Genomic DNA, 18312 nt, shown 5'->3' with positions numbered 1-18312 from the left:
ATGGCACGCTCGGCGGGGCCCCGGCACGCACGCGCGACCGTCGCAGGCGTCGTCCTGCGGTGGGCGTTGCTGATCGGTGTGGCCACCGCCGCCGCCTTCTGGTTCACCTGGGCCGAATTGGTGCAGGACATCCGGGAAGGTTCCTACCTCGGTTACATCTATGTCCTGCCGGTGCTCGCGGGTTTCGCCGCCATCGGCATCGCGCTGCGCCGCGGCCCGGAACTGCCGATCCACGATCGGCAGACCGACATCATCGTCGGACTGATCGGGCTGGGCACGAGCGCCGCGGTGCTCGGTCTGCTGGTGCCCCGCTACCGCTATCAGTACGAACTGCTGCACCTGGATGTGCTGGCCGCGTGGTTGTTCCTGATCTCGGCGTGCGTGCTGCTGTTCGGCCTGCGACCGGTGTTCCGGTTCTGGCCCGCCTGGCTGCTGTTGCTCGCGGCCTTTCCGCCGCCGTACGCGATGCTCATGGTCGCGCTGGGCGGCGACCGAGTCGCCGCCGGGGTCGGCACCGTGCTGCTTGCGGCCTTCGCGGCGGGCATCGGGTCGGCCCGCACCCGCACGCGCGCCGCGGTCGCCGCGGCGGGTGTGCTCGGGCTCGGCGGGGTGCTCCTCGCGGTGCTGCGAGTGTGGTTTCCGGCCGCGCCGATCCTGACGTATCAGGCGGTGCCCTCGGTGGTGGCGGTGTTCACGGTCTGCCTCGTGATGTATGTCGACGTGCGTCGCGGCCGATCGATGAAACCGCTGGATCGGCAGCTGGAACCGCTCACCGCGGCCCAGTCGCGCAGTGCCGCACTGACCGTCGTGATCGTCGCGGTGCTGCTCGCCATCATCCCGCTACCCGCCGACTACGACCGGAGCTTTCCCCGGGTGCCGGGTCTGGTGATCGCCCGACCGGACGCGGCCCCGCCAGGTTGGCAATTACTGAAAGAACAGGAATACCCGTGGGCGCGACGGTATCTCGGACAGGACGCGGTGTTCACCCGCAGGATGATCCGGGCCGAGCGCGGTAATCCCGACTGGGACAAGGAATCCCGGCGCCGCCGGGTGGCGATCGACACGGTGCGTTCCAGCGACGGCGACGCGATCGACCGCTACCCGGAATTCGTGCTCTATCGACTGGTGCAGCCGCGGATCAGCCCACCGGCGCTGATCGACCTCGGGCACGGCATCACCGCACGCCTCAACACCGTGCTCGACGACCGCAGGCTGCTGAGCTGGACCTGGTTGAGCTGGAACTGGAGTGGCGCGGGCGGTGCGGAACGGATCAGCCTGATCGCGGCCGACAACCATCTGCCCGAAGCCGAGTTCCCGGTGCCGCAACGCTCGATCACGGCGAACTTCGACAATCTGATGAACCAGTTCCTGCGGGGCAACGCCATCGTCTTGGACTCGCAATCCAGTTCGGTGGCAGCCGATTCCGAGCACAAGGACCGGGAGATGCTGACGACACTCGCCCAGAACATCGTGCGCGCCAGGACCGAACCGTCGTGACGGCCGCACTCGATCCCGAATCCGAGCCGTTCAAGGCCCGCGCGCTGCATTCGGCGGTGCACGGGTTGCGCGAGTCCGATCCACTGGCCTCGGCGTCGGTCGCGTTTCTGCCGTGGCAGCGCAATACGTTGCTGTTCGCGCTGCTGGTGGTCCTCATTTGCGCGGGGTTGTTTCCGTTGGAGACGCTCACCGTGCTCGTCGCGGTGTGCACGCTCGGCTATCTGGCGGTGCTGGGCGATCGCATCCTGATCTTCGCCCGCGGCATGGACCGCGACGCCATCATGACCGTGGCCGACGACCGCGCCCGCGCGCTCGCCGACGCCGAACTGCCGCCCTACACCATTCTGGTTCCGGCCTATGGTGAGCCCGAGGTGGTGGGCGATCTCATCGGTGCGCTGAGCGCCATCGACTATCCCCGCGACCGGCTCCAGGTGCTGTTGCTGCTGGAGGAGGACGACGCACCGACCATCGACGCGGCGCGCGCCGCCGGAATAGGCACGGGCGGCAACGAACACATCACCGTGGTGCTGGTCCCGGCGGCCGATCCGCGTACCAAACCCAAGGCGTGCAACTACGGGCTGCACCGGGCCACCGGCGATATCGTCACGATCTACGACGCCGAGGACATCCCCGATCCGCTCCAATTGCGCAGGGTGGTCGCGGCTTTCGCCGAACTGCCGCCGTCGGTGGTCTGCATCCAGGCCAAGCTCGCGTTCCACAACGCCAAGCAGAATCTGCTCACCGCCTGGTTCACCATGGACTACGGGTTGTGGTTCGGGTTCCTGCTGCCCGGCCTGATGCGCAGCCGCGCGCCGATTCCGTTGGGCGGCACCTCGAATCACTTCAATCGCGAGGTGGTGACCGCGATCGGCGCCTGGGATCCGTACAACGTCACCGAGGACGCCGACCTGGGCGTGCGCATCGCCGCCTCGGGATACTCGACCGCGGTCATCGACTCGGTCACGCTGGAGGAGGCCAATCCCGATCCGATCAACTGGGTCCGGCAACGGTCGCGCTGGTACAAGGGTTACCTGCAGAGCTGGCTGGTGCACACCCGGCGCCCGATCCGGTTGTGGCGCAGCATCGGTACGGTCAGCTTCGTCCGGTTCACCCTGATCCTCGCGGGCACGCCGATCATCGCCTGCCTGAATCTGGTGTTCTGGTTCATCAGCATCGCCTGGATCCTCGGTCAGCCCAGCGTGATCGGCCGGCTGTTCCCCGCCGTCGTCTATTTCCCCGCCTTGATCGCGCTGGTCATCGGGAACGCCGCGACGATCTACATGAACCTGCTGGCCTGCCGGGAGAACAACCGGCCCGACCTGCTGGTGGCCTGCCTCACCTCGCCGCTGTACTGGCTGCTGATGAGCATCGCCGCGACCAAGGGCTGCTGGCAGCTGCTGCGCAATCCGTCATACTGGGAGAAGACTTTTCACGGCCTCGGCACGTCGTCGGAGGCGGCGAAATGAACGCCGGACGGGTGCGCCGGCCGGTCCTGATCTTCGGCGTGGTCACGGCCCTGTATCTGGTGACCGGGACCTGGTTGACCGCGGGCCGCGGCTTCCTGATGGGCGATGCGCTGAGCCGGGTTTCGGCCACCCAGGCGGCCCTGTTCAGCCGGGATCCGCACCTGTCCGCCATCGGCTTCGTCTTCACCCCGCTGACATCGCTGGCCCAGCTGCCGATGGTCGCGTTCGAGCCGCTGGCACCGGCGATCACCACCTGGGGACTGTCCGGCGTGCTGATGTCGGCACTGTTCATGGGCGGCGCGGCCACCATGATCCACGGCATCGGCGCGGATCGGGCGGCGCCGCCGTGGCTGACCCTCTGCGTCACAGCGCTTTTCACGCTGAACCCGATGATCGTGTTCTACGGTGGCAACGGCATGAGCGAGGCCCCGTTCCTGTTCTGCCTGTGCTGGGCGGTGCGCAGGCTGATGCGCTGGGTGCACACCGACGGCGCGCACGATCTCACCGCCTGCGGTATCGCGCTCGGGCTCGCCTATCTGACCCGCTACGACGCGGTCGCGCCCGCGGCGGCCGCCGCGCTGCTCGTCGGTGTGCTGAGTGGCCGGCGCAGGCGCGGCACCGAGTACCGATGGTCCGGTGTCGCCATGGATCTGGTGGTGCTGCTCGCCCCGATCGCGCTGGCGTTCGTGGTGTGGGCGGGGACGAGCTGGTTGATCACCGGCCAGGCGTTCCAGCAGTTCACCTCGCAATACGGCAACACCGCCATCCTCGCCCAGTCCGGTGCCACGTCGGCCGCGGAAAAGACCGCGGCGCTGTACTATTCGATCGCCTCGATGCTGGTCCTCGGTCCCGCGCTGCCGTTGCTGCTGCCGCTGGCCTGCGCGCTCGCGGCGCGCAGACGGGATCTGGCGGTGGCCGTCCCGATCCTGTTGTGCGGCGCGGTGCTCGCCTTCCAGACGATGAGCTACCTGGCCGGGTCGACGTTCGCGTTCTTGCGCTTCTATGTGGCCGCCATCCCGTTGGCGGCGGTGCTCGCCCTGTGTATCGCACCGGCGCGGGATCGGCCGCCGAGCCATCGTCTGGGCCCGCACGCCCTCGCCCCGCCGCCGCGGCGCAACGCGCCGGTGGCGGCGTTGGTCGCGACCGTGGCGCTGCTGGGGGCGGGACTGCCGGTGACTGTGGCGGGGATGAACAACCATGACCTGGCGGTGCAGGAGTACGCCCTCGGGGCCGTCGTGTTTCCGCAGCGGGACAACGCCTCTGCGCGCTACGCCGACAAACGCCGGATCGCCGCGACCTTCGGCACCGGACGTAAGGTCGCCGACTATCTCGATGCGCTGAACCTGCCGCGCGGGTCGGTGCTGATGGACACCGTCTACGGGTTCTCGGTGGTGATCGCCTCGGCGCGCCCCGACCAGTTCGTGGTGCCCTCGGACCGGGATTTCGTGCGGGTGCTCAACCGGCCGGCCGAACGCGGTGTGCGGTACATCCTCGCGGTGCCCGCCACCGGACGCGGCGTGTCGGACGCGGTCAACCGGCGTTATCCGACGCTCTACGAGAACGGCGCGGAGATCGCCACGTTGACCCTGGAGGTGCCCAACGATGGTGCGGGCGAGCCCGATTGGCGGTTGTACCGGGTGCTCGGCGCGTCCTGAACGGGCTCAGCCGACGGTGCTCCGTTCGGCGATCAGCGACCAGAGCGGATCCTCGGGGCCGACGTCGAAGGTGCACTGCTCGGGCCGAGGATCGGGCACGAATGCCCAGACCAGCGCGCCCGCCGAGCCCGCGGCGCGCTGACCCGCCATGCTCGTCGCGATGCTGTCGCGACGGGCCGACAGGCTGCGGCAGGATCCCGCGTGCTCGCCGATCTCGGCCACCAGCAACGGTTTTCCGAGTTCTCGCGCCTGCCGCAGCCTGGTCGCCAAGCCGTCGCGCTGGTCGCCGGGCAGCGCGACGTCGTCGTCGGAGTAGTCGTGGTACTCCAGCACATCGATCTGCGGCGACATCCCGACATCCGCGTATTCGGTACCGGCCGTGCCGCATTGGCCGCCGCCGATGAAACCCGCGAAGATCAGGCGCTGCGGATCGAGGGAGCGGATCAGCGCGCCGGAATCGTCCATGAACCGGCGTAGCACCACCGCGGCGTCGCGCGGACAGCTGCGGGCCCGTTCGGAGCAGTTACCCGCGCCGCACATGCTCGGCTCCGGCTCACCGACGACCTCCCAGCCCGCGAGCACCGGCGAACTGCGCCACCGGTGCACGGCGGCGGTGATCCAGTCGCGAGCGCTGAGCACGTTCCGCCCGGGTATCGGCGTCGTCTCGGTCCAGCCGTGCACATACCAGCTGCGCTGCTTGAACGTCTGGTCGTCACAGTCGCCGTTCTGCGGTGCGAGCACCGGCAGGATCAGCTGACCGTGCCGCTGTGCCGCCGCGAACACCGCGTCGGCGGCCGAAAAGTCCAGTTGCCCGGTCGATTTGCTGACGGCGAGGGCCTGGAAGATACCGACCCGGGTCAACGCGTTCGGCGGCAGCTTGCCGAAATAGTCGTCGAGATCGACCTGTGCGCCGCAGCCGACATTGATCGCCCAATTCGTGGCCAGCTGCGGGGCGTTGAAGCCCGCAGGCCACCAGGGCTGTCCGCGCAACAGCAGTGTGCTGCCGTCGCGGCCGACCACCGCCTCGGCCGACGGTGCGCTCACCATCGATTCGGTGGACGGCGTCAGCGGGACGGATTCCGGGCCGCGCTCGGCGCAGCCGGTGAGCGCGGTGCCGAGCAGCAGCGCCGCGACGAAGCGAGCGGTTGTCATGGCGGGTCCGCGCCCGCGGTCGGGTCCCACCCGGTCATTCCACCACAGCGGCCGCGGCCCGGGTCGTACCCCGCGTGCGGCCGCGCGTCGCTGGGCCGCGCCTCAGCTGCGGATGAGGGTGGCCAGGGTGCGCACGAGATGGTCGATGTCCCGGGGGGTGTTGTAGCCGTGCGGCGAGACGCGCAGCCCGCCCGCCCGGGCCGAGACGGCGATGCCTGCGGCTTGTAAGCGACTGGCCAGCAAGGGGATCGGGGCTCCGTCGAGATGTACCGAGACGATGCCGGAGCGGCCCTCGGGGGAACGATCCGTCAGCACCGTGGCGCCGATCGCGGTGAGTTCCGCGCACGCCTGCTCGCACAGCTGATCGACGTGCGCCCAGATGGCGTCGATGCCCGCGTCGAGCAGCAGGTCGATCGAGGCGCCCAGCGCGGCGATGCCGGTGACATTGGGCATGCCGCCTTCCAATCGTCGTGCGGTGTCGTCGAATACCAGCTCGAGGTTGTCCCAGTCCTCCCGGTGCGCGACCGAATTCCAGCCCGGTTCCAGGGGACGTAGCGAGTCCAGCCGGGAACCGCGGACGTAGAGCACGCCGCTGCCCTCCGGGCCGAGCAGCCATTTGTGTCCGTCCGCCATCGCGAAATCGACGCCCCAGCGGGCCAATTCGGCCGGTATCACGCCGAGGCCCTGGATCACGTCCGCGCACAGCAGGGTGCCGGCCGCCCGGCACACCCGGCCCAGCTCGGCCAGGTCGACGCGCCAGCCGCGGCCGAACTGCACCCAGCTGGTGACGACGAGTTTCGGCGGCGGTCCCGCCTGGATGCGTTCGGCGAATGCCTCGACCGGGAGTTTTCCGCCCGGTCCGACGGGCCGGACCCGATCCACCACCACGCCGCGATCGGCCAGCGCGAGCCAGGGATACAGGGTGGACGGGAATTCCAGATCCGGCACGACCACCCGGTCACCGGGCGACCAGTCGAGTCCGTTGGCGATCATGCCGAGCCCGGTCGTGGTGTTCTTCACGAACGCGACGTCGGTCCCCGGTACCCCCAGCAGCCGCGCCGCCGCCGACCGCACCCGTTCGATCTCCGCACTGTGTGCCGCGTAGGTGAATTCGCCGTCCAAGGACACCTCGGTCGCGCGCCGGTGCATCGCGTCGACCGACGGCTGCGGGAGCGGGCAGATGCCCGCGTGGTTGAGGTAGGTCCACCGCTGCGTCGCCGGAAAGTGGGCACGCGCGAGGGGAGTGCCGCCGTCTGCCGCGAATGATCCGGTCATCTCTTACCCTCCGATAAAGTGGACGGGATGTCCATTTGTGGCAGCATACGGCTAAGTGGTCGGTGTGTCCACATATCTCGTGACGGATTTCGGCATTGTGCACAACGGGTGCGCGGTCACGCTGGTGCGCCTGCCATTGCGGGAACGATCCGCAGATCGCAGCATGGTTGCCGGGCGGCCGCCCGCCGACCCGACGTGTTACGCGAGGATCTGCCGACCGGCGAGGGAGCGATGACCGTATGACCATCGATCGACACAGCACCGAACGCAGAACCGTGACGAGAGGCGGTGTGGTCGCACTCCTTTCGGCCGTCACACTCGCCGCGCCGACGCTCGCCGCCGCGCGCGAGCCCGCGCCGGACGCCACCATCACCTGCGACGACCACGTGACGTCCGAAGAGTCCTTCTACAACGGTCCACGTGCCTCCGACACCTACGACAAGCACTTCGCGGGCAGTCACACCGTGCCCGATCTCGACACCCATGTCCCGCAGGGCCTGGCCACCTGGTCCCGCTGGAACGGCACCGACGATCTGCTGCTGATCACCGCGTACGCGCCGAAAAGTCAGGACGACGCCTACATCATCGGTCTCGACGCGAAGACGGGCCGCCGGGGTCGGTGCCGCGCGGATCGACGCGACCCATGCGGGCGGTATCGCGGTCTTCGAGCAGCAGGGCTGGGCGTATGTGTCCGGCAGTCAGGGCAAGCGGGTCCGGAAGTACCCGTTGGGCCGGTTACGCGAGGCGATCAGCACCTCGGCCCATCTGGCGCAGGTGGGGGATGACATCGTCGTCGACGGTGGGTCCTCGTTTCTCGGCAAGCACGGCGACTCGCTGTGGACCGGGCAGTTCGAGACCGACACCAGGGGGGCGATGTATTCCTATCGGGTCGGCCCGAACGGTGAGTTGACCGGTCGCGAAGGTCCGTGGGAGGTGCCCGAGAAGACGCAGGGGCTGGCCGTCACCGACGATCTGTTCCTGTACAGCACGTCCTACGGCCGGCCCAATCGCAGCAATATCTACGTGGTCCGGCGCGGCGCCGGCGACCGCACGCTCGATACGGCGCGCCTGTCGTGCTTCCGGGCACCGAGCATGTCGGAGGGTATGTCGGTTTACGGTGGCGCGGCGTATGTCGTGTACGAGTCCGGCGCCGCGTACTACCGCAGTGATCCGAAGAACAAGCCGCGCAACATCATCGAGCATCTGCACCGCGGCGCGCTGGCGCAGCTGGGCGAGTTGCCGCCGAAATGACGTGAGCGGCACCGTGGCGGATCGTCCGCCACGGTGCCGCTGTCGTGCGACGATCAGGCGGGGGTGAGCCGGCCCATCGAATGGATCTCGTTCACATCGCTACCCGTGATGAAAGACCATGGGGCGGTGAAGAACCCGTTGTTGCCCCAGTTCGCACCCCAGGAGTTCTCGATCGTCACGCCTTTGGCGTCGTAGCCGACGATGGTGACCTCGTGTCCGCCGAGAATGCGCTCGCTGCGCGACGGATTGTAATTGCTGTTGGCGCCGTCCAGGCTTTCGAAGCTTTCCCTGACCTCGAAGCCGAACGGCACCGGCAGGCCCGCGGCGATCGCGCTCTTGATGTTCGCGACGATATCGCCCTTGGTGAGGTCTTTGGCGCCGGACAGCTTGTAGTGCGCGGCATTCGCGCGTTCCGCCGCGTCCGGCTGGGTCGTATAGTCGAAATCACCCTGCCAATAGTCGGATTTGGTGTCTATGCCCTGTTGCTGCTCCAACGGCAACGCGACACCGGCGTAGGTGCCTTCGTCATCGCCCTTCGCGATCTGGGAGTAGATGAACATCGGCGCCATCGGGCTGCCGGCGATCTGCTGTTCGTGCATCAGGATGCCGTAGCCGGTGTAACCGGTCGCCCAGGTGACGCACGAGCCGACCGGCCCCTGATCGCCGGGCGGTAAAGCGTACTGCCGCAACGAATACGAGGCGGGCGGCGCACCGATCGCGCCGACCTGGACCGGAAGTGCCAGGCCGACGGTGGTGTCCCGGCTGAGGCTGTCGCGTGCGGCCGTCCGATCGAGGCCGAAAGCATGATGGGCGATTTCGGGTTTCTCCGGCTCCGCGTGCGCGAGGGCGGGCAGGGCGAGACTGATCCCCACTGCGCAGACGACCGCAGTGGACAAGCGCGATTTTTGCAAGGTTCCTCCAGCCGATAAATGGACGGGAAGCGTCGAACAGAGCAGGGGAGTATGCGATCGACCGCTTCCAAATGGAACTAGCAGCGAACTGAACACGGAGTGTTTCACGTTGTTCGCGCGGCGGCAACGTATAACTCACGGTGATTCATTTAAGGAATCGTTAACGGCAATGTCTCGCAAGTAAATTCAGGCAACTCGCCCAATTTGCCGCTGCGGACCGGCACACATATTGCGGCCGGAAATGGGAATGTGTAGCGTGCCAGTACATTTCCGCCGGAAAGTAGCAGGGGGATTCGGAAGGACGGGCTGTGGCATCGAAATGGAAACTGCTGTGCGGCCCGGCCGCCCTGTGCCTGGCACTCACGGTGCACGGATCCGCGGCCGCCGATCCGGACCGGTCCGAATGGGCCGCGGGACGTTCCTACGGCCTGGTGGTGACGCCGGGCCTGCCGCCGGTACCGGAACCGCGCTCGGCCGTCTTCGGCGCGCAGACCCTGCCGTATCTGCAACAGACGCAGACCGCGGCGCAGTGGTGCTGGGCGGCCGACGGCTCGTCCATCGCGACGTACCTGCACAAGCCGATCAGCCAAAGTCGGTACTGCGCACTGGTGCACGGTGCCGACGCCGCCGGCAGCTGCCCCGACCAGCAGGCCTCGCTGGAAGAGATCGCGGCCGCGTTCCGGAAGATCGGCTTCGGCGCGGCCGTCGGCGCGCCGCTGTCGATGACGAAGGTGGTCGACGAGATCTCGGCCAACCGGCCGATTCTCACGGGTATCGCATGGACGGCAGGTGGCGGGCACGCGCAGGTCATCTACGGCTTCGACGCGGACGCGGGCACCATCACCTACGGCGATCCGTGGCCGAGCTCGCGCCGCAGCGTCACCCAGGCCCTCGATTCGTATACCCAGAACCCGGATTGGGTGTGGTTCGGCGAGGACTACGGCATCGCGGCCCGATGAACGGCCGACGCCTGGCCGGCCTGATCGCGGCCGGTCTGGTGCTCACTGGTTGCGCGAATCATGGAGCACCGGTACAGAATTGGGTGACCGAACCGGATCCGGCGGCGATCGACCGAGCGATCGACGCATCGGCGGCGCAGCGCCTCGCGGGCTCGTTCCTGCGCTCGCAGGACCCCGCCGCCGACGGTGCGACGGTGCGACTGCAACGGGTCGGCACGCCGGTCGTGGTGTACGCGACCAACTCGCGGGCCGACGACCTCGAACAGGCCGGCGTCGAATCGTATATCGCTGTGCCGGTGCGGGTTTCCGGCCGCGATGCCACCGACACCATGCAGCTGGAGCCGCGCCCGTCGTATCGGCCCCGCGCCATGGCGACCGGGGTGGAGGAAACGACCCTGGCGCGGCCCGCCGCGGCCCGGCTCCTGCTCGACTATCCGACCCACACGTGGTTCGCGTGGACGCCGGAGAAAGCCACGGTGCTGTCCTCCGGAGCGCTACCGGGCTTGGCGGGCAAGGAATTCGACGCCGCGGGATTACGCGCCGACTTCGGGCGCAGGGTTCCGTAGCAGCCGCCGCCCGCGGCATCGCGACGGTCGGTGCCGGGCAATCCCTCAGCAATGAATCTTGTTCCTGGGACAGTCGTATCGGAATTCGGTCACCCTTGAGGGGTGGAGCGCGAACAGTATCCAACGGTCACCTCGGCCGACGCCATGGCCGCGCGGCAGAGCGCGGCATCGCACCGGTCCGCCGGGGGAACCTGGTTCGACCGCATAGTGCCGCAGTTGGAGGAAATGGCGCACGAAGTGTGCGATCAGCAAGCGGCCCAGCAGATCCGCGAGATCAAGCGCCGCCACACCGGCACCCTGTTCCCGGACGACCTCGAGGCGTGTACCGGTGCCGACCTCGCGCAGTTGCGCGCCGTGCTCGGCGCGGTCCGCACCGAGCTCGACGAGGACGAGCCGGTCGAGCAGCCCGAATGACCGGTCACCCACGCGCTTGACCCTGACGCAGGGTCAATGCCGCACGCTGGTCGGCATGGACCTCGAGCACTGGACGGTACCCAACGGCGAAGTCGCGCTCTCCGTTTCCCGCGGCGGCCACGGGCGCCCTCTGGTCCTGTGTCCCGGGCTGCTGACAACCCGGCGCGACCTGCGGGAGTTGATCGCGTTGCTGCGGCAGGAGTACGACGTGGTGAGCTTCGACCTGCGCGGCCACGGCGCGAGTTCGCCCGGCGCGCGGTACAGATTCGAGGCGTTCCTCGGCGATCTCGTCGCGGTGCTCGCCCAACTGCCCGGTCGAGGTCTGCGGCCGCCGGTGCTGGTGGGGTATTCGCTGGGCGCTGATTCGGCCGTGCATTACGCCGCCCGGTATCCCGGTACCGTCGCCGAGCTGGTCCTCGTCGACGGGGCGAATCCGCTGCCCGAGCCGTTCATCGGACCGGCGGATATGGCGGAATTCCGGGCCATGGCAGCGGATTCCGTGACCGGATCGGCGCTGACCGCCGCGGAGGTCTTCGACCTGAACCTCGAGATCGATGCGATCCGCGCCGACATCCTGGACCGCTACCGCGCCATCGACTGCCCGATCAGCATGATCATGTCGACCACGATCGCGGGCGCGCGCGGTGTACGCCGGGCGGCGCGCCACAATCGGCTGTGGCGGGCGGGAATCGAGCGACTCGTGCGCGCCCGGCCGGACATCACCGTGTCCTGGCTGGACGCGGATCATCGCCTGGTCCGCACCCACCCTGCGGATATCGCCCGGCTCATCCGGAACGCGACAGCGACCGGATGACGCGATGCGCCCGGACCGAGAGACTGGTCCGATGCTGACCATTGGCGAACTGGCCGCGCACGCGGGTGTCACGGTGCGCGCGGTGCGGCACTATCACGCGAAAGGATTGCTGCCGGAACCCGGGCGCGACCACTCCGGCTACCGGCGCTACGACGCGGCCGCCGTGATCGCGTTGATCAAGATCCGGACCCTCGCCGCGGCCGGGGTGCCGCTGGCCCGCGTCGCGGAGCTGGTGCAGGCCGAACCCGCGGAGTTCGCCGCGGCCGTCGCGCAGATCGACGCGCGGTTGCGCGCGGAGATCCGGGAGCGTGAACGGCATCGGCGGCAGATCGCCCGCCTCGCCGCCGGGGACGGTTTGGCGCTGCCCGCCGAGGTGGTCGAGTACCTCGACCGGTTGCGGGCACTGGGCGTGGACGAACGGATCGTCGCGGTCGAACGAGACGGGTGGATTCCCCTGGCGGCCCAGGCGCCCGAGCGGATCCCGGAGTGGTTGGCGCGCAAGCAGGAACAACTCGACGACCCGGAGTTCCTCGACTTCTACCTGACTTTGGGCCGGGCGCTCGACGTGACCGACGATCCGGGGCTGATCGAATCGGCCGACGAGATGGCGGGATACCTCGCCCGGATCGCCGACACCCAGGGTGCGGCGCACGTCGACGACCTCGACATCGCGCCCGGTTTGGCCGAGCTACTGGACGCTTTCGCCTTCGCGGCCGCGCCGCCTGCGCGGCGACTGGTCGAGTTGCTTCGGGAGCGCGGCTGGACCGGGTGGACCAAGGTCGGCCGGGTCGATCCGCCCGCTCACCCCGCCTGACGCCGCAGGCGCGCCGCCAGCCACAGCACGACGCCGTAACCGAAGGCCGCGTCCGCGCCGGAAACCAAAGCGGCCGTGGGAAACACGATGGCATGTCGCAGACCCGCGTCGGACAGGGCGCGGATACGGCGCAGAATCTCCGGGGGAGTGCCGATCATGAGCCACTCGTGCAGCACCTCGTCCGGTACCTCCGCGATCGCCGCCTGGACCTCGGCCCGGGTCAGCTGGTGCGGCATCAGATCCAGGAGCCCGCGGAAACCTTCGCCGAATGGATGTTTCGCGCCGCAGCGCGCCCACACGGCGTCCGGCGCGAGCAAGCCGAGATAGCGGACCGCGGGTGCGCGCAGCAGCCGCTCGAGTCCCGAAGGAGTTCGCGCGGTGAGCATTTGGATCATCTGCGCGGGCACGATCGCCTCCGGGTCGCGTCCGGCGGCCCGGGCGGCGGCATGCACCAGTCGCAGCCTTCGCTCGTACTCCGGCGGGGACTGGGTCTCCCACGGATACCAGCCGTCGGCGTACCGTCCGGTCAGCTCGAGCATCCGGGGGCCGTGCGCGCCGATCCAGATCTGCGGCATCCGGCCCGGCGGCGGTTTCAGATCCATTGGGGCCCGGTCGATTCGGTAATACTTCCCGGCGAACTCGAGCGGGCCGGTCGAGGTGAGTGCCGCGCGGATCACCTGGAGCGCCTCCTCGAGGCGGTCGACCGGGCGATTCCAGGTGAACCCGTACGGGTCGAGGTTTTCCCGTTCGCCCGACCCGATGCCGAGGATGGGCGGGGCCTTGGTCATGTGCGCGAGCGTGGCGAAGGTCTGCGCCAGCAGCACGGGATGCCGGCGGTGCGGGTCCACCACCCCGACACCCAACTGCACCCGCCCGGCCCCGGCCGCCAGATGCGCCAGCAGCGGCGCGTAATCGAACTGCTCGTCCGGGCTGGCGATCGCCTTCGCCTGCGGGGTGAAGTCGGTATCCCAGATGGCCCGCGGGAAGATGCTGATCAGATGATCCGGGGTGAGCACCGAATCGAGCTTGCCCAGCCGGGCCATCCGCACCACGAAGCGCCCGGCGCTCAGCGGCGGATTGACCCCGGCCATCGTGCCCACTGCGAACGATCGTGCCTCCGCCACCGGCGTCCCCTCTCGACCAGCATGCCCGCACCAGGCATTCCCCCGATTATCCCGACCGCCGTTGCCCCCGTCCGGCGATTGCGCGGGTTGCCGAGGTCGCGCAGCCGCCCGCGGGGGTGAAGGGGTAGGTGAGTTGGGCGAGGTAGTCGATCGGGTAGTCGGGTTTGGCGGCCATGCCGAGGTGGGTGCTGGTGAAGCGGCGGTCCGGGTCGTAGGAGAACGTGCGGAACAGGTGGTCCCACAGCAGGGTGAACAGGCCGAAGTTGACGTCACCGATACCTGCCCATTTCAGATGGTGGAAGCGATGACCTTCGTTGAGCGCCAGCACATATTTGAATGGTCCGACTCGATAGTCCGCATTGGAGTGTTGCAGTAGCAACTGGATTGCGACGGCGAGGGCGAGCGCGGCGGCGACCTGGACCGGCAATCCGACGAGGAGCAAAGGCGCGACGCCGGCGGCCATTTCGACGGTCTGATGCAGCGGATGCTTCATCAGACCGTTCAACCCGTAGAAGCGGGTGACGCTGTGATGGACGGCGTGGAACCGCCAGAGCAGGCCGATCTTGTGGCTGGCCAGGTGCACCAGCGTGATGCCGAAATCGGCGATCAGCACCGCGAGGAGCACCTGCAGCACGAACGGCAGACCGCTCGGCCAGAGGTCGGGCGCGGGCACGATCGCCGCAAGCGCGGGAATCGCGGCGACACTGACGAGGAGCAGGCTTTCGTTGACCACGGTGTGGATGCGGTCACGACGACTGTCCCTCTGTTCACCGTTCCACTCAGGCTCGTACGGGATGATCCGTTCCACCAGGAACGAGGCGGCGACGGCCACCGCGAGTACCGACAGCAGCCAGTATTCGGGAGTGTGCGCGGCAGCGAGCGCAATGCCGACCCCGTTGAGGCCGAGCAACATGAAGGGGACGTAGGCGTATCGAGTGAGCTGTTGCCACGCGGTGGGCGTGCGGGTCGTGCTGGTCATGGTGACGATCGTGGCGGCGGCCGGCCGGTGCCGGCTTGAACGTTTCGGCTACGGCGTATACGCGATGTCCCAGCGCAGGTTCCGGCTCAGCGCCGACGGCGGCAGGCCGAAGATCTCGCGGCAGGTGCGCGTGAGATGGGCGCTGTCGGCGAACCCGGCGGCATGCGCGGCGGTGGTGAGGTCCGCGCCCGCCGCGGCCGTGGCGATGGCGCGGCCGAGCCGGAGCCAGAGAATGAAGCGGCGCAACGGAATTCCGACCTGCTCGGTGAACAGGTGGGTCAATCGGGTCGCGGAGAGACCGATGTGTCCGGCGAGGTCGCGGGTGCTGACCGTGCCGGCGGCGACCAGGTCGGGCAGCAGTGCCATCGCCGCCTCGACGGCGGGGTGGCGGTCGGTCCGGTGCTCGGCGGGCAGCAGTGCGGTCGTCACGGCGGTGACGAAGGTGTCGAGCCCGTGTTCGCCTACGGTGTGGGCGGGGAAGCCGAAACCCGCGTTCCAGCCGTCGATGCGGGCTCGCTGGTGCGCCGCGCGGCCGGGCTCGCTGTCGGGGTCCAGGAACACGGCGGTGCCGATGGCCGCGCCCGTTTCGATGCGGTGTACCGCATCGGCCGGGATGATGAAATGAGTTCCGCTGTGCTGCTTGCCGTTTCCGTCCACGACGAGCAACTCGGTCGGGGCGGTCATCAGCTGCACCGCGTGGTGCGCGTGCGCGGCGGTGGTCCCGATGGCACCGGCGAAGGCGAGGGTGCCGGGTCGGAGCAGCGCGGTGCCCTGCCACCGTCGCACCCCGGCCTCCTGCCGCCCGTGTCGCCGGGCTACCTCGCTTGTCCGACACCCCGTGCGGGGTGATCGCTACAAAGTAACCCGGCGTCGTTCGGCTGCTCCAGCGGGAGCGGTCAGTCGTTGTCCTCGTCGATGGAAACGATCGTGCCGGTGCGGGCGTCGACCGCCACCTCGTAGCCGCCGCCGTCCCGGGTCTTGACGTCGATCTCCCACTTGGGCGTGCCGTCCGAGGTGTCGAATTCGATGGACTGCACGGTCGCGCCCATCAGCGCGTTGCGAGCCGCGTCCAGCGCTTCCTGCTCGGTGACGGCGGGTTCCGCGCCGGCCACCGCGCCGCCGCCACCGATCAGCGCGACGGCCATGGCCGCACCGATGGTGAGTTTGCGCAGGACGGAGCCGGGACGGCGGGGTGCGTAGAGCATGGTGATCCTCCTCAGTCGGTGACGCCGATGGCGCGACCCGAGGCCGATGGCGACTGCCGCGCCCTTTGCGGAGGAACTACCACCTGCACTCCGTTGTATGCGTTCGGGCACTCAGCGCTGTCGGGCCAGACGGCGCTTGGCCCGGTACGGCTGGACGAACATGTACCAGCCGGTGCCCAAAAGCAGGAAAAGCGGCGGAAGCGGGAGGTAGAAAATCCATTCCGCGGATTCGGTCAAGCCGAGGGCGGCCGCGACGAATGCTATGACGACGGTCGCCGTGAAAGTCATCGACATCCAACGATGCAGCTGCCGGTTGTTCTTACTCCAGCTCATTACCTTCTCCTTGTGCGGACGGCGCGGTACGCCGCAGGTGTTGAACTGGATTATCGCGATACGGGAATCGGCCCGCCGTTTATTCGAGCGAATCAGCCGCAAATTCAGCGTGGCGGTTGATTCATGTCCCGATTCATCTGCGGTATTTCGATGCTGATCGGCAGCCGGAGTTCGGCCAGGTAGATCAGGGCCGCCTGGCGCAGGAATTCGTCGAAGAGCCAGTAGGCGTCCGGCGCGAGCGGCACCACCGGAAGCAACCCTTCGCGCACCGCGATGAACGGTCCCCAGCTCACCCGGAGCAGCGGATCCCAGACCGGTTCCCGGGGGATGGCCAAACCGTCGGCGATCTTGTCGCCGAGCAGGAATCGGGTGAACGCGCCGAGCACGGGCTTGCTGAGGATCGCGAGATCGAGGTTCACGCCCAGTCGCAACAGCCGGTCGGCCAGCGCCGCGCCTTCGGGAGTCGCCGCGATAATCGGGTCGAGTACCTGTGCCGCTTGGGAATTCGACTCCGCCCACGAGTTGGGTATGTACTCGTCGCGGACGCCGAGCATATGCGCACAGACCTGCCACGAATGCAGGAAGGCGTCCGATTCGTGCGCCGGTATGGGCACCTGCCATGCCCGCAGGTGTTTCATGACGGTGGTCGGCAGGCTGTGCCAGGTCACCATCAGGTCGTTCTGGCTGATCGGAATGTCTTCCTCGGCCGCATGCACCCAGTGCGGGGACTGCGGCAGCAGGTGCCGCACGGCGGCGTGCACCAGCCGGGTCTTGACACACGTCACGATCATTTCGCCGTCGGGCGCATAGGCATTCGCGGTGCCGATGTCGTAGCCGAGCTTCGCGGTCTTGGAGATCCGGTCCTTCAGATCGTGACCCCCCTTGGAGTAGTAGACCGCCCGCGCCTCTTTGGGAATGACGGTGCTCATCATGCCGCTGGCCAAGCCATACAGCACACCGAGATACAGCCCCCGCTTCTTGTTGAACTCGACCGCGGTGCCGAGCTTGCCCGGATCGGTCCACTGCGGGAGCCGGCGGGCGTACTCCATGAAATCGCGTAGCTCCGTGGGCAATCCGGCGGGCAGCGGCTGGCCGTTGCGAGTCCACGTCCGCAACAGCTCGTTCACCCGGCCCACCTCGTTGCGTTCCAGCAGTGCCGCGACCACCGGATCGGCCTCGGGATCCCACACGGTCAGGGGGTCCGCGCCGGCCCCGCTGCCCGCCACCGAGCCGTCCGGTGACCAGCTCCACGGTTGTGCCCGCGCCGGTGCCACCCGCGCGATCGCGCCGGCCGCGCCCAGCGTCGCACCGACCTTCAACGCGTTTCGCCTACTGATTCGACTCATGGCGATACTCCTCACTGAGCTGACGCCACCCTGCCGCGCAGGGCCGGTCGCGTCGCGCCGAGCCGCGCATCGAGTGGAAGAATAGTCATTAACTTAGCAAGGCTCGACCGATACTGGGTAGGCTTCCGGGACATTGGATAAAATCGATGCGAGAGTTGAACACTTGCCGAATGCCGACCATGGGCAGGGTGGTGGCGATGCAGTAGTAGCAGAGGAAGCATCGATAACTTAATGCCCCGTCGCGTGGTGCGGGCTGGGCAGTGGCCTAGGTTCTGTATCGAGGTGGTTAGGCGGGCCTGCGGCCCTCCTCACCGGTGCCGAATCCATTGGTTGATGACGGCGATATCGATCGTGGCTTGGTATCGGACGGCGAGTTTGCCGAAGCGGGTGGCCCGTACGCGACCGACGCTTCGCGCCACGGTGACCCCACTCGCGTGCGGCACCGGATCCCATCGATGAGCTGATGTTTTCCGTCCACTTCGGCGGGCGTCCCGCCTTCTTCCAACAGGGCACCGGCTCCGCCCGCTTCTTGGCATCTGCACCGCTTCTCG

19 protein-coding genes are annotated in these 18312 nt (G+C 68.2%); 10 read left to right on the top strand and 9 right to left on the bottom strand.

Going from position 1 to position 18312, the window contains the following annotated elements; all coding sequences use genetic code 11:
• Genes NVU01S_RS19195 through NVU01S_RS19185 form a run of 3 tightly spaced genes read left to right on the top strand, consistent with a single transcriptional unit; the run spans position 1 to position 4618 of the window.
• Complete coding sequence (locus tag NVU01S_RS19195; RefSeq protein WP_052280336.1) at positions 1–1497, top strand: exosortase/archaeosortase family protein; 1497 nt, start codon at positions 1–3, stop codon at positions 1495–1497.
• A complete protein-coding gene (locus NVU01S_RS19190; RefSeq protein WP_043666600.1) occupies positions 1494–2963 on the top strand; it encodes a glycosyltransferase in 1470 nt (489 codons plus the stop codon). Before NVU01S_RS19195 ends, NVU01S_RS19190 begins: the two co-directional genes overlap by 4 nt.
• Positions 2960–4618, top strand: coding sequence for a glycosyltransferase family protein (locus NVU01S_RS19185; protein WP_043666599.1), 1659 nt, complete (start codon positions 2960–2962; stop codon positions 4616–4618). Before NVU01S_RS19190 ends, NVU01S_RS19185 begins: the two co-directional genes overlap by 4 nt.
• Positions 4619–4624: 6 nt before the next feature.
• Here NVU01S_RS19185 and NVU01S_RS19180 read toward each other — a convergent pair whose 3' ends face one another.
• Together NVU01S_RS19180 and NVU01S_RS19175 are read right to left on the bottom strand one after the other, a co-directional pair.
• Positions 4625–5770 carry a glycoside hydrolase family 5 protein gene (locus NVU01S_RS19180; RefSeq protein ID WP_082031920.1) on the bottom strand — a complete coding sequence of 382 codons (1146 nt, stop codon included), beginning with the start codon at positions 5768–5770 and terminating at the stop codon, positions 4625–4627.
• 102 nt (positions 5771–5872) lie between these two features.
• Positions 5873–7045, bottom strand: coding sequence for an aminotransferase class V-fold PLP-dependent enzyme (locus NVU01S_RS19175; RefSeq protein ID WP_043666596.1), 1173 nt, complete (start codon positions 7043–7045; stop codon positions 5873–5875).
• Positions 7046–7284: 239 nt separating this feature from the next.
• On the opposite strand from NVU01S_RS19175, the gene NVU01S_RS19170 reads away from it, so the two are divergent.
• The gene (locus tag NVU01S_RS19170) at positions 7285–7830 is read left to right on the top strand and encodes a hypothetical protein (RefSeq protein ID WP_052280335.1); all 546 of its coding nucleotides are present in this window, start codon (positions 7285–7287) and stop codon (positions 7828–7830) included.
• Positions 7733–8296 (top strand): hypothetical protein, encoded by a 564-nt coding sequence (locus tag NVU01S_RS19165; RefSeq protein WP_169815265.1) that lies wholly within the window; start codon positions 7733–7735, stop codon positions 8294–8296. The genes NVU01S_RS19170 and NVU01S_RS19165 overlap by 98 nt, the downstream gene beginning before the upstream one ends.
• 53 nt (positions 8297–8349) lie before the next feature.
• Here the strand turns inward: NVU01S_RS19165 and NVU01S_RS19160 are convergent, their stop codons facing one another.
• The gene (locus tag NVU01S_RS19160) at positions 8350–9192 is read right to left on the bottom strand and encodes a C1 family peptidase (RefSeq protein WP_209444768.1); all 843 of its coding nucleotides are present in this window, start codon (positions 9190–9192) and stop codon (positions 8350–8352) included.
• A gap of 323 nt (positions 9193–9515) precedes the next feature.
• Between NVU01S_RS19160 and NVU01S_RS19155 the strand changes: the two genes are divergently transcribed.
• The 5 genes from NVU01S_RS19155 to NVU01S_RS19135 all read left to right on the top strand — a co-directional run bounded on the left by NVU01S_RS19155 (position 9516) and on the right by NVU01S_RS19135 (position 12774).
• Positions 9516–10166, top strand: coding sequence for a papain-like cysteine protease family protein (locus tag NVU01S_RS19155; protein ID WP_052280333.1), 651 nt, complete (start codon positions 9516–9518; stop codon positions 10164–10166).
• A complete protein-coding gene (locus tag NVU01S_RS19150; protein WP_043666593.1) occupies positions 10163–10732 on the top strand; it encodes a hypothetical protein in 570 nt (189 codons plus the stop codon). Before NVU01S_RS19155 ends, NVU01S_RS19150 begins: the two co-directional genes overlap by 4 nt.
• 102 nt (positions 10733–10834) lie before the next feature.
• The gene (locus NVU01S_RS19145) at positions 10835–11146 is read left to right on the top strand and encodes a hypothetical protein (protein ID WP_043666590.1); all 312 of its coding nucleotides are present in this window, start codon (positions 10835–10837) and stop codon (positions 11144–11146) included.
• Between the two features lie 55 nt (positions 11147–11201).
• Positions 11202–11960: an alpha/beta fold hydrolase gene (locus NVU01S_RS19140; RefSeq protein ID WP_043666811.1), complete on the top strand. Its 759-nt coding sequence runs from the start codon at positions 11202–11204 to the stop codon at positions 11958–11960.
• Positions 11961–11991: 31 nt separating this feature from the next.
• Positions 11992–12774, top strand: a complete 783-nt coding sequence (locus NVU01S_RS19135; RefSeq protein ID WP_043666587.1) for a MerR family transcriptional regulator — start codon at positions 11992–11994, stop codon at positions 12772–12774.
• On the opposite strand, the gene NVU01S_RS19130 is transcribed toward NVU01S_RS19135, so the two are convergent.
• The 6 genes from NVU01S_RS19130 to NVU01S_RS19105 form a co-directional block, all read right to left on the bottom strand.
• Positions 12762–13898: an LLM class flavin-dependent oxidoreductase gene (locus NVU01S_RS19130; protein WP_052280331.1), complete on the bottom strand. Its 1137-nt coding sequence runs from the start codon at positions 13896–13898 to the stop codon at positions 12762–12764. The genes NVU01S_RS19135 and NVU01S_RS19130 overlap by 13 nt on opposite strands.
• Before the next feature lie 46 nt (positions 13899–13944).
• A complete protein-coding gene (locus NVU01S_RS19125; protein ID WP_043666583.1) occupies positions 13945–14877 on the bottom strand; it encodes a sterol desaturase family protein in 933 nt (310 codons plus the stop codon).
• Between the two features lie 48 nt (positions 14878–14925).
• Positions 14926–15663, bottom strand: coding sequence for a helix-turn-helix domain-containing protein (locus NVU01S_RS19120; protein ID WP_043666580.1), 738 nt, complete (start codon positions 15661–15663; stop codon positions 14926–14928).
• 110 nt (positions 15664–15773) lie between these two features.
• Complete coding sequence (locus tag NVU01S_RS19115) at positions 15774–16082, bottom strand: PepSY domain-containing protein (RefSeq protein WP_052280330.1); 309 nt, start codon at positions 16080–16082, stop codon at positions 15774–15776.
• Between the two features lie 111 nt (positions 16083–16193).
• Complete coding sequence (locus tag NVU01S_RS19110; protein ID WP_043666802.1) at positions 16194–16415, bottom strand: hypothetical protein; 222 nt, start codon at positions 16413–16415, stop codon at positions 16194–16196.
• A 104-nt stretch (positions 16416–16519) separates the two neighbouring features.
• A complete protein-coding gene (locus NVU01S_RS19105) occupies positions 16520–17761 on the bottom strand; it encodes an oxygenase MpaB family protein (protein WP_043666576.1) in 1242 nt (413 codons plus the stop codon).
• Between the last annotated feature and the right edge of the window lie 551 nt (positions 17762–18312).

The organism is Nocardia vulneris (assembly GCF_001613425.1).
Classification (GTDB): domain Bacteria; phylum Actinomycetota; class Actinomycetes; order Mycobacteriales; family Mycobacteriaceae; genus Nocardia; species Nocardia vulneris.
This window is presented reverse-complemented; position numbering and strand designations above follow the sequence as displayed.

Excerpts from the sequence above, each read along its gene's own strand:
- NVU01S_RS19195 (WP_052280336.1), top strand. The coding sequence starts at position 1 with ATGGCACGCTCGGCGGGGCCCCGGCACGCACGCGCGACCGTCGCAGGC.
- NVU01S_RS19185 (WP_043666599.1), top strand. The coding sequence starts at position 2,960 with ATGAACGCCGGACGGGTGCGCCGGCCGGTCCTGATCTTCGGCGTGGTC.
- NVU01S_RS19180 (WP_082031920.1), bottom strand. The coding sequence starts at position 5,770 with ATGACAACCGCTCGCTTCGTCGCGGCGCTGCTGCTCGGCACCGCGCTC.
- NVU01S_RS19175 (WP_043666596.1), bottom strand. The coding sequence starts at position 7,045 with ATGACCGGATCATTCGCGGCAGACGGCGGCACTCCCCTCGCGCGTGCC.
- NVU01S_RS19170 (WP_052280335.1), top strand. The coding sequence starts at position 7,285 with ATGACCATCGATCGACACAGCACCGAACGCAGAACCGTGACGAGAGGC.
- NVU01S_RS19150 (WP_043666593.1), top strand. The coding sequence starts at position 10,163 with ATGAACGGCCGACGCCTGGCCGGCCTGATCGCGGCCGGTCTGGTGCTC.
- NVU01S_RS19140 (WP_043666811.1), top strand. The coding sequence starts at position 11,202 with ATGGACCTCGAGCACTGGACGGTACCCAACGGCGAAGTCGCGCTCTCC.
- NVU01S_RS19135 (WP_043666587.1), top strand. The coding sequence starts at position 11,992 with ATGCTGACCATTGGCGAACTGGCCGCGCACGCGGGTGTCACGGTGCGC.
- NVU01S_RS19125 (WP_043666583.1), bottom strand. The coding sequence starts at position 14,877 with ATGACCAGCACGACCCGCACGCCCACCGCGTGGCAACAGCTCACTCGA.
- NVU01S_RS19115 (WP_052280330.1), bottom strand. The coding sequence starts at position 16,082 with ATGCTCTACGCACCCCGCCGTCCCGGCTCCGTCCTGCGCAAACTCACC.
- NVU01S_RS19110 (WP_043666802.1), bottom strand. The coding sequence starts at position 16,415 with ATGAGCTGGAGTAAGAACAACCGGCAGCTGCATCGTTGGATGTCGATG.
- NVU01S_RS19105 (WP_043666576.1), bottom strand. The coding sequence starts at position 17,761 with ATGAGTCGAATCAGTAGGCGAAACGCGTTGAAGGTCGGTGCGACGCTG.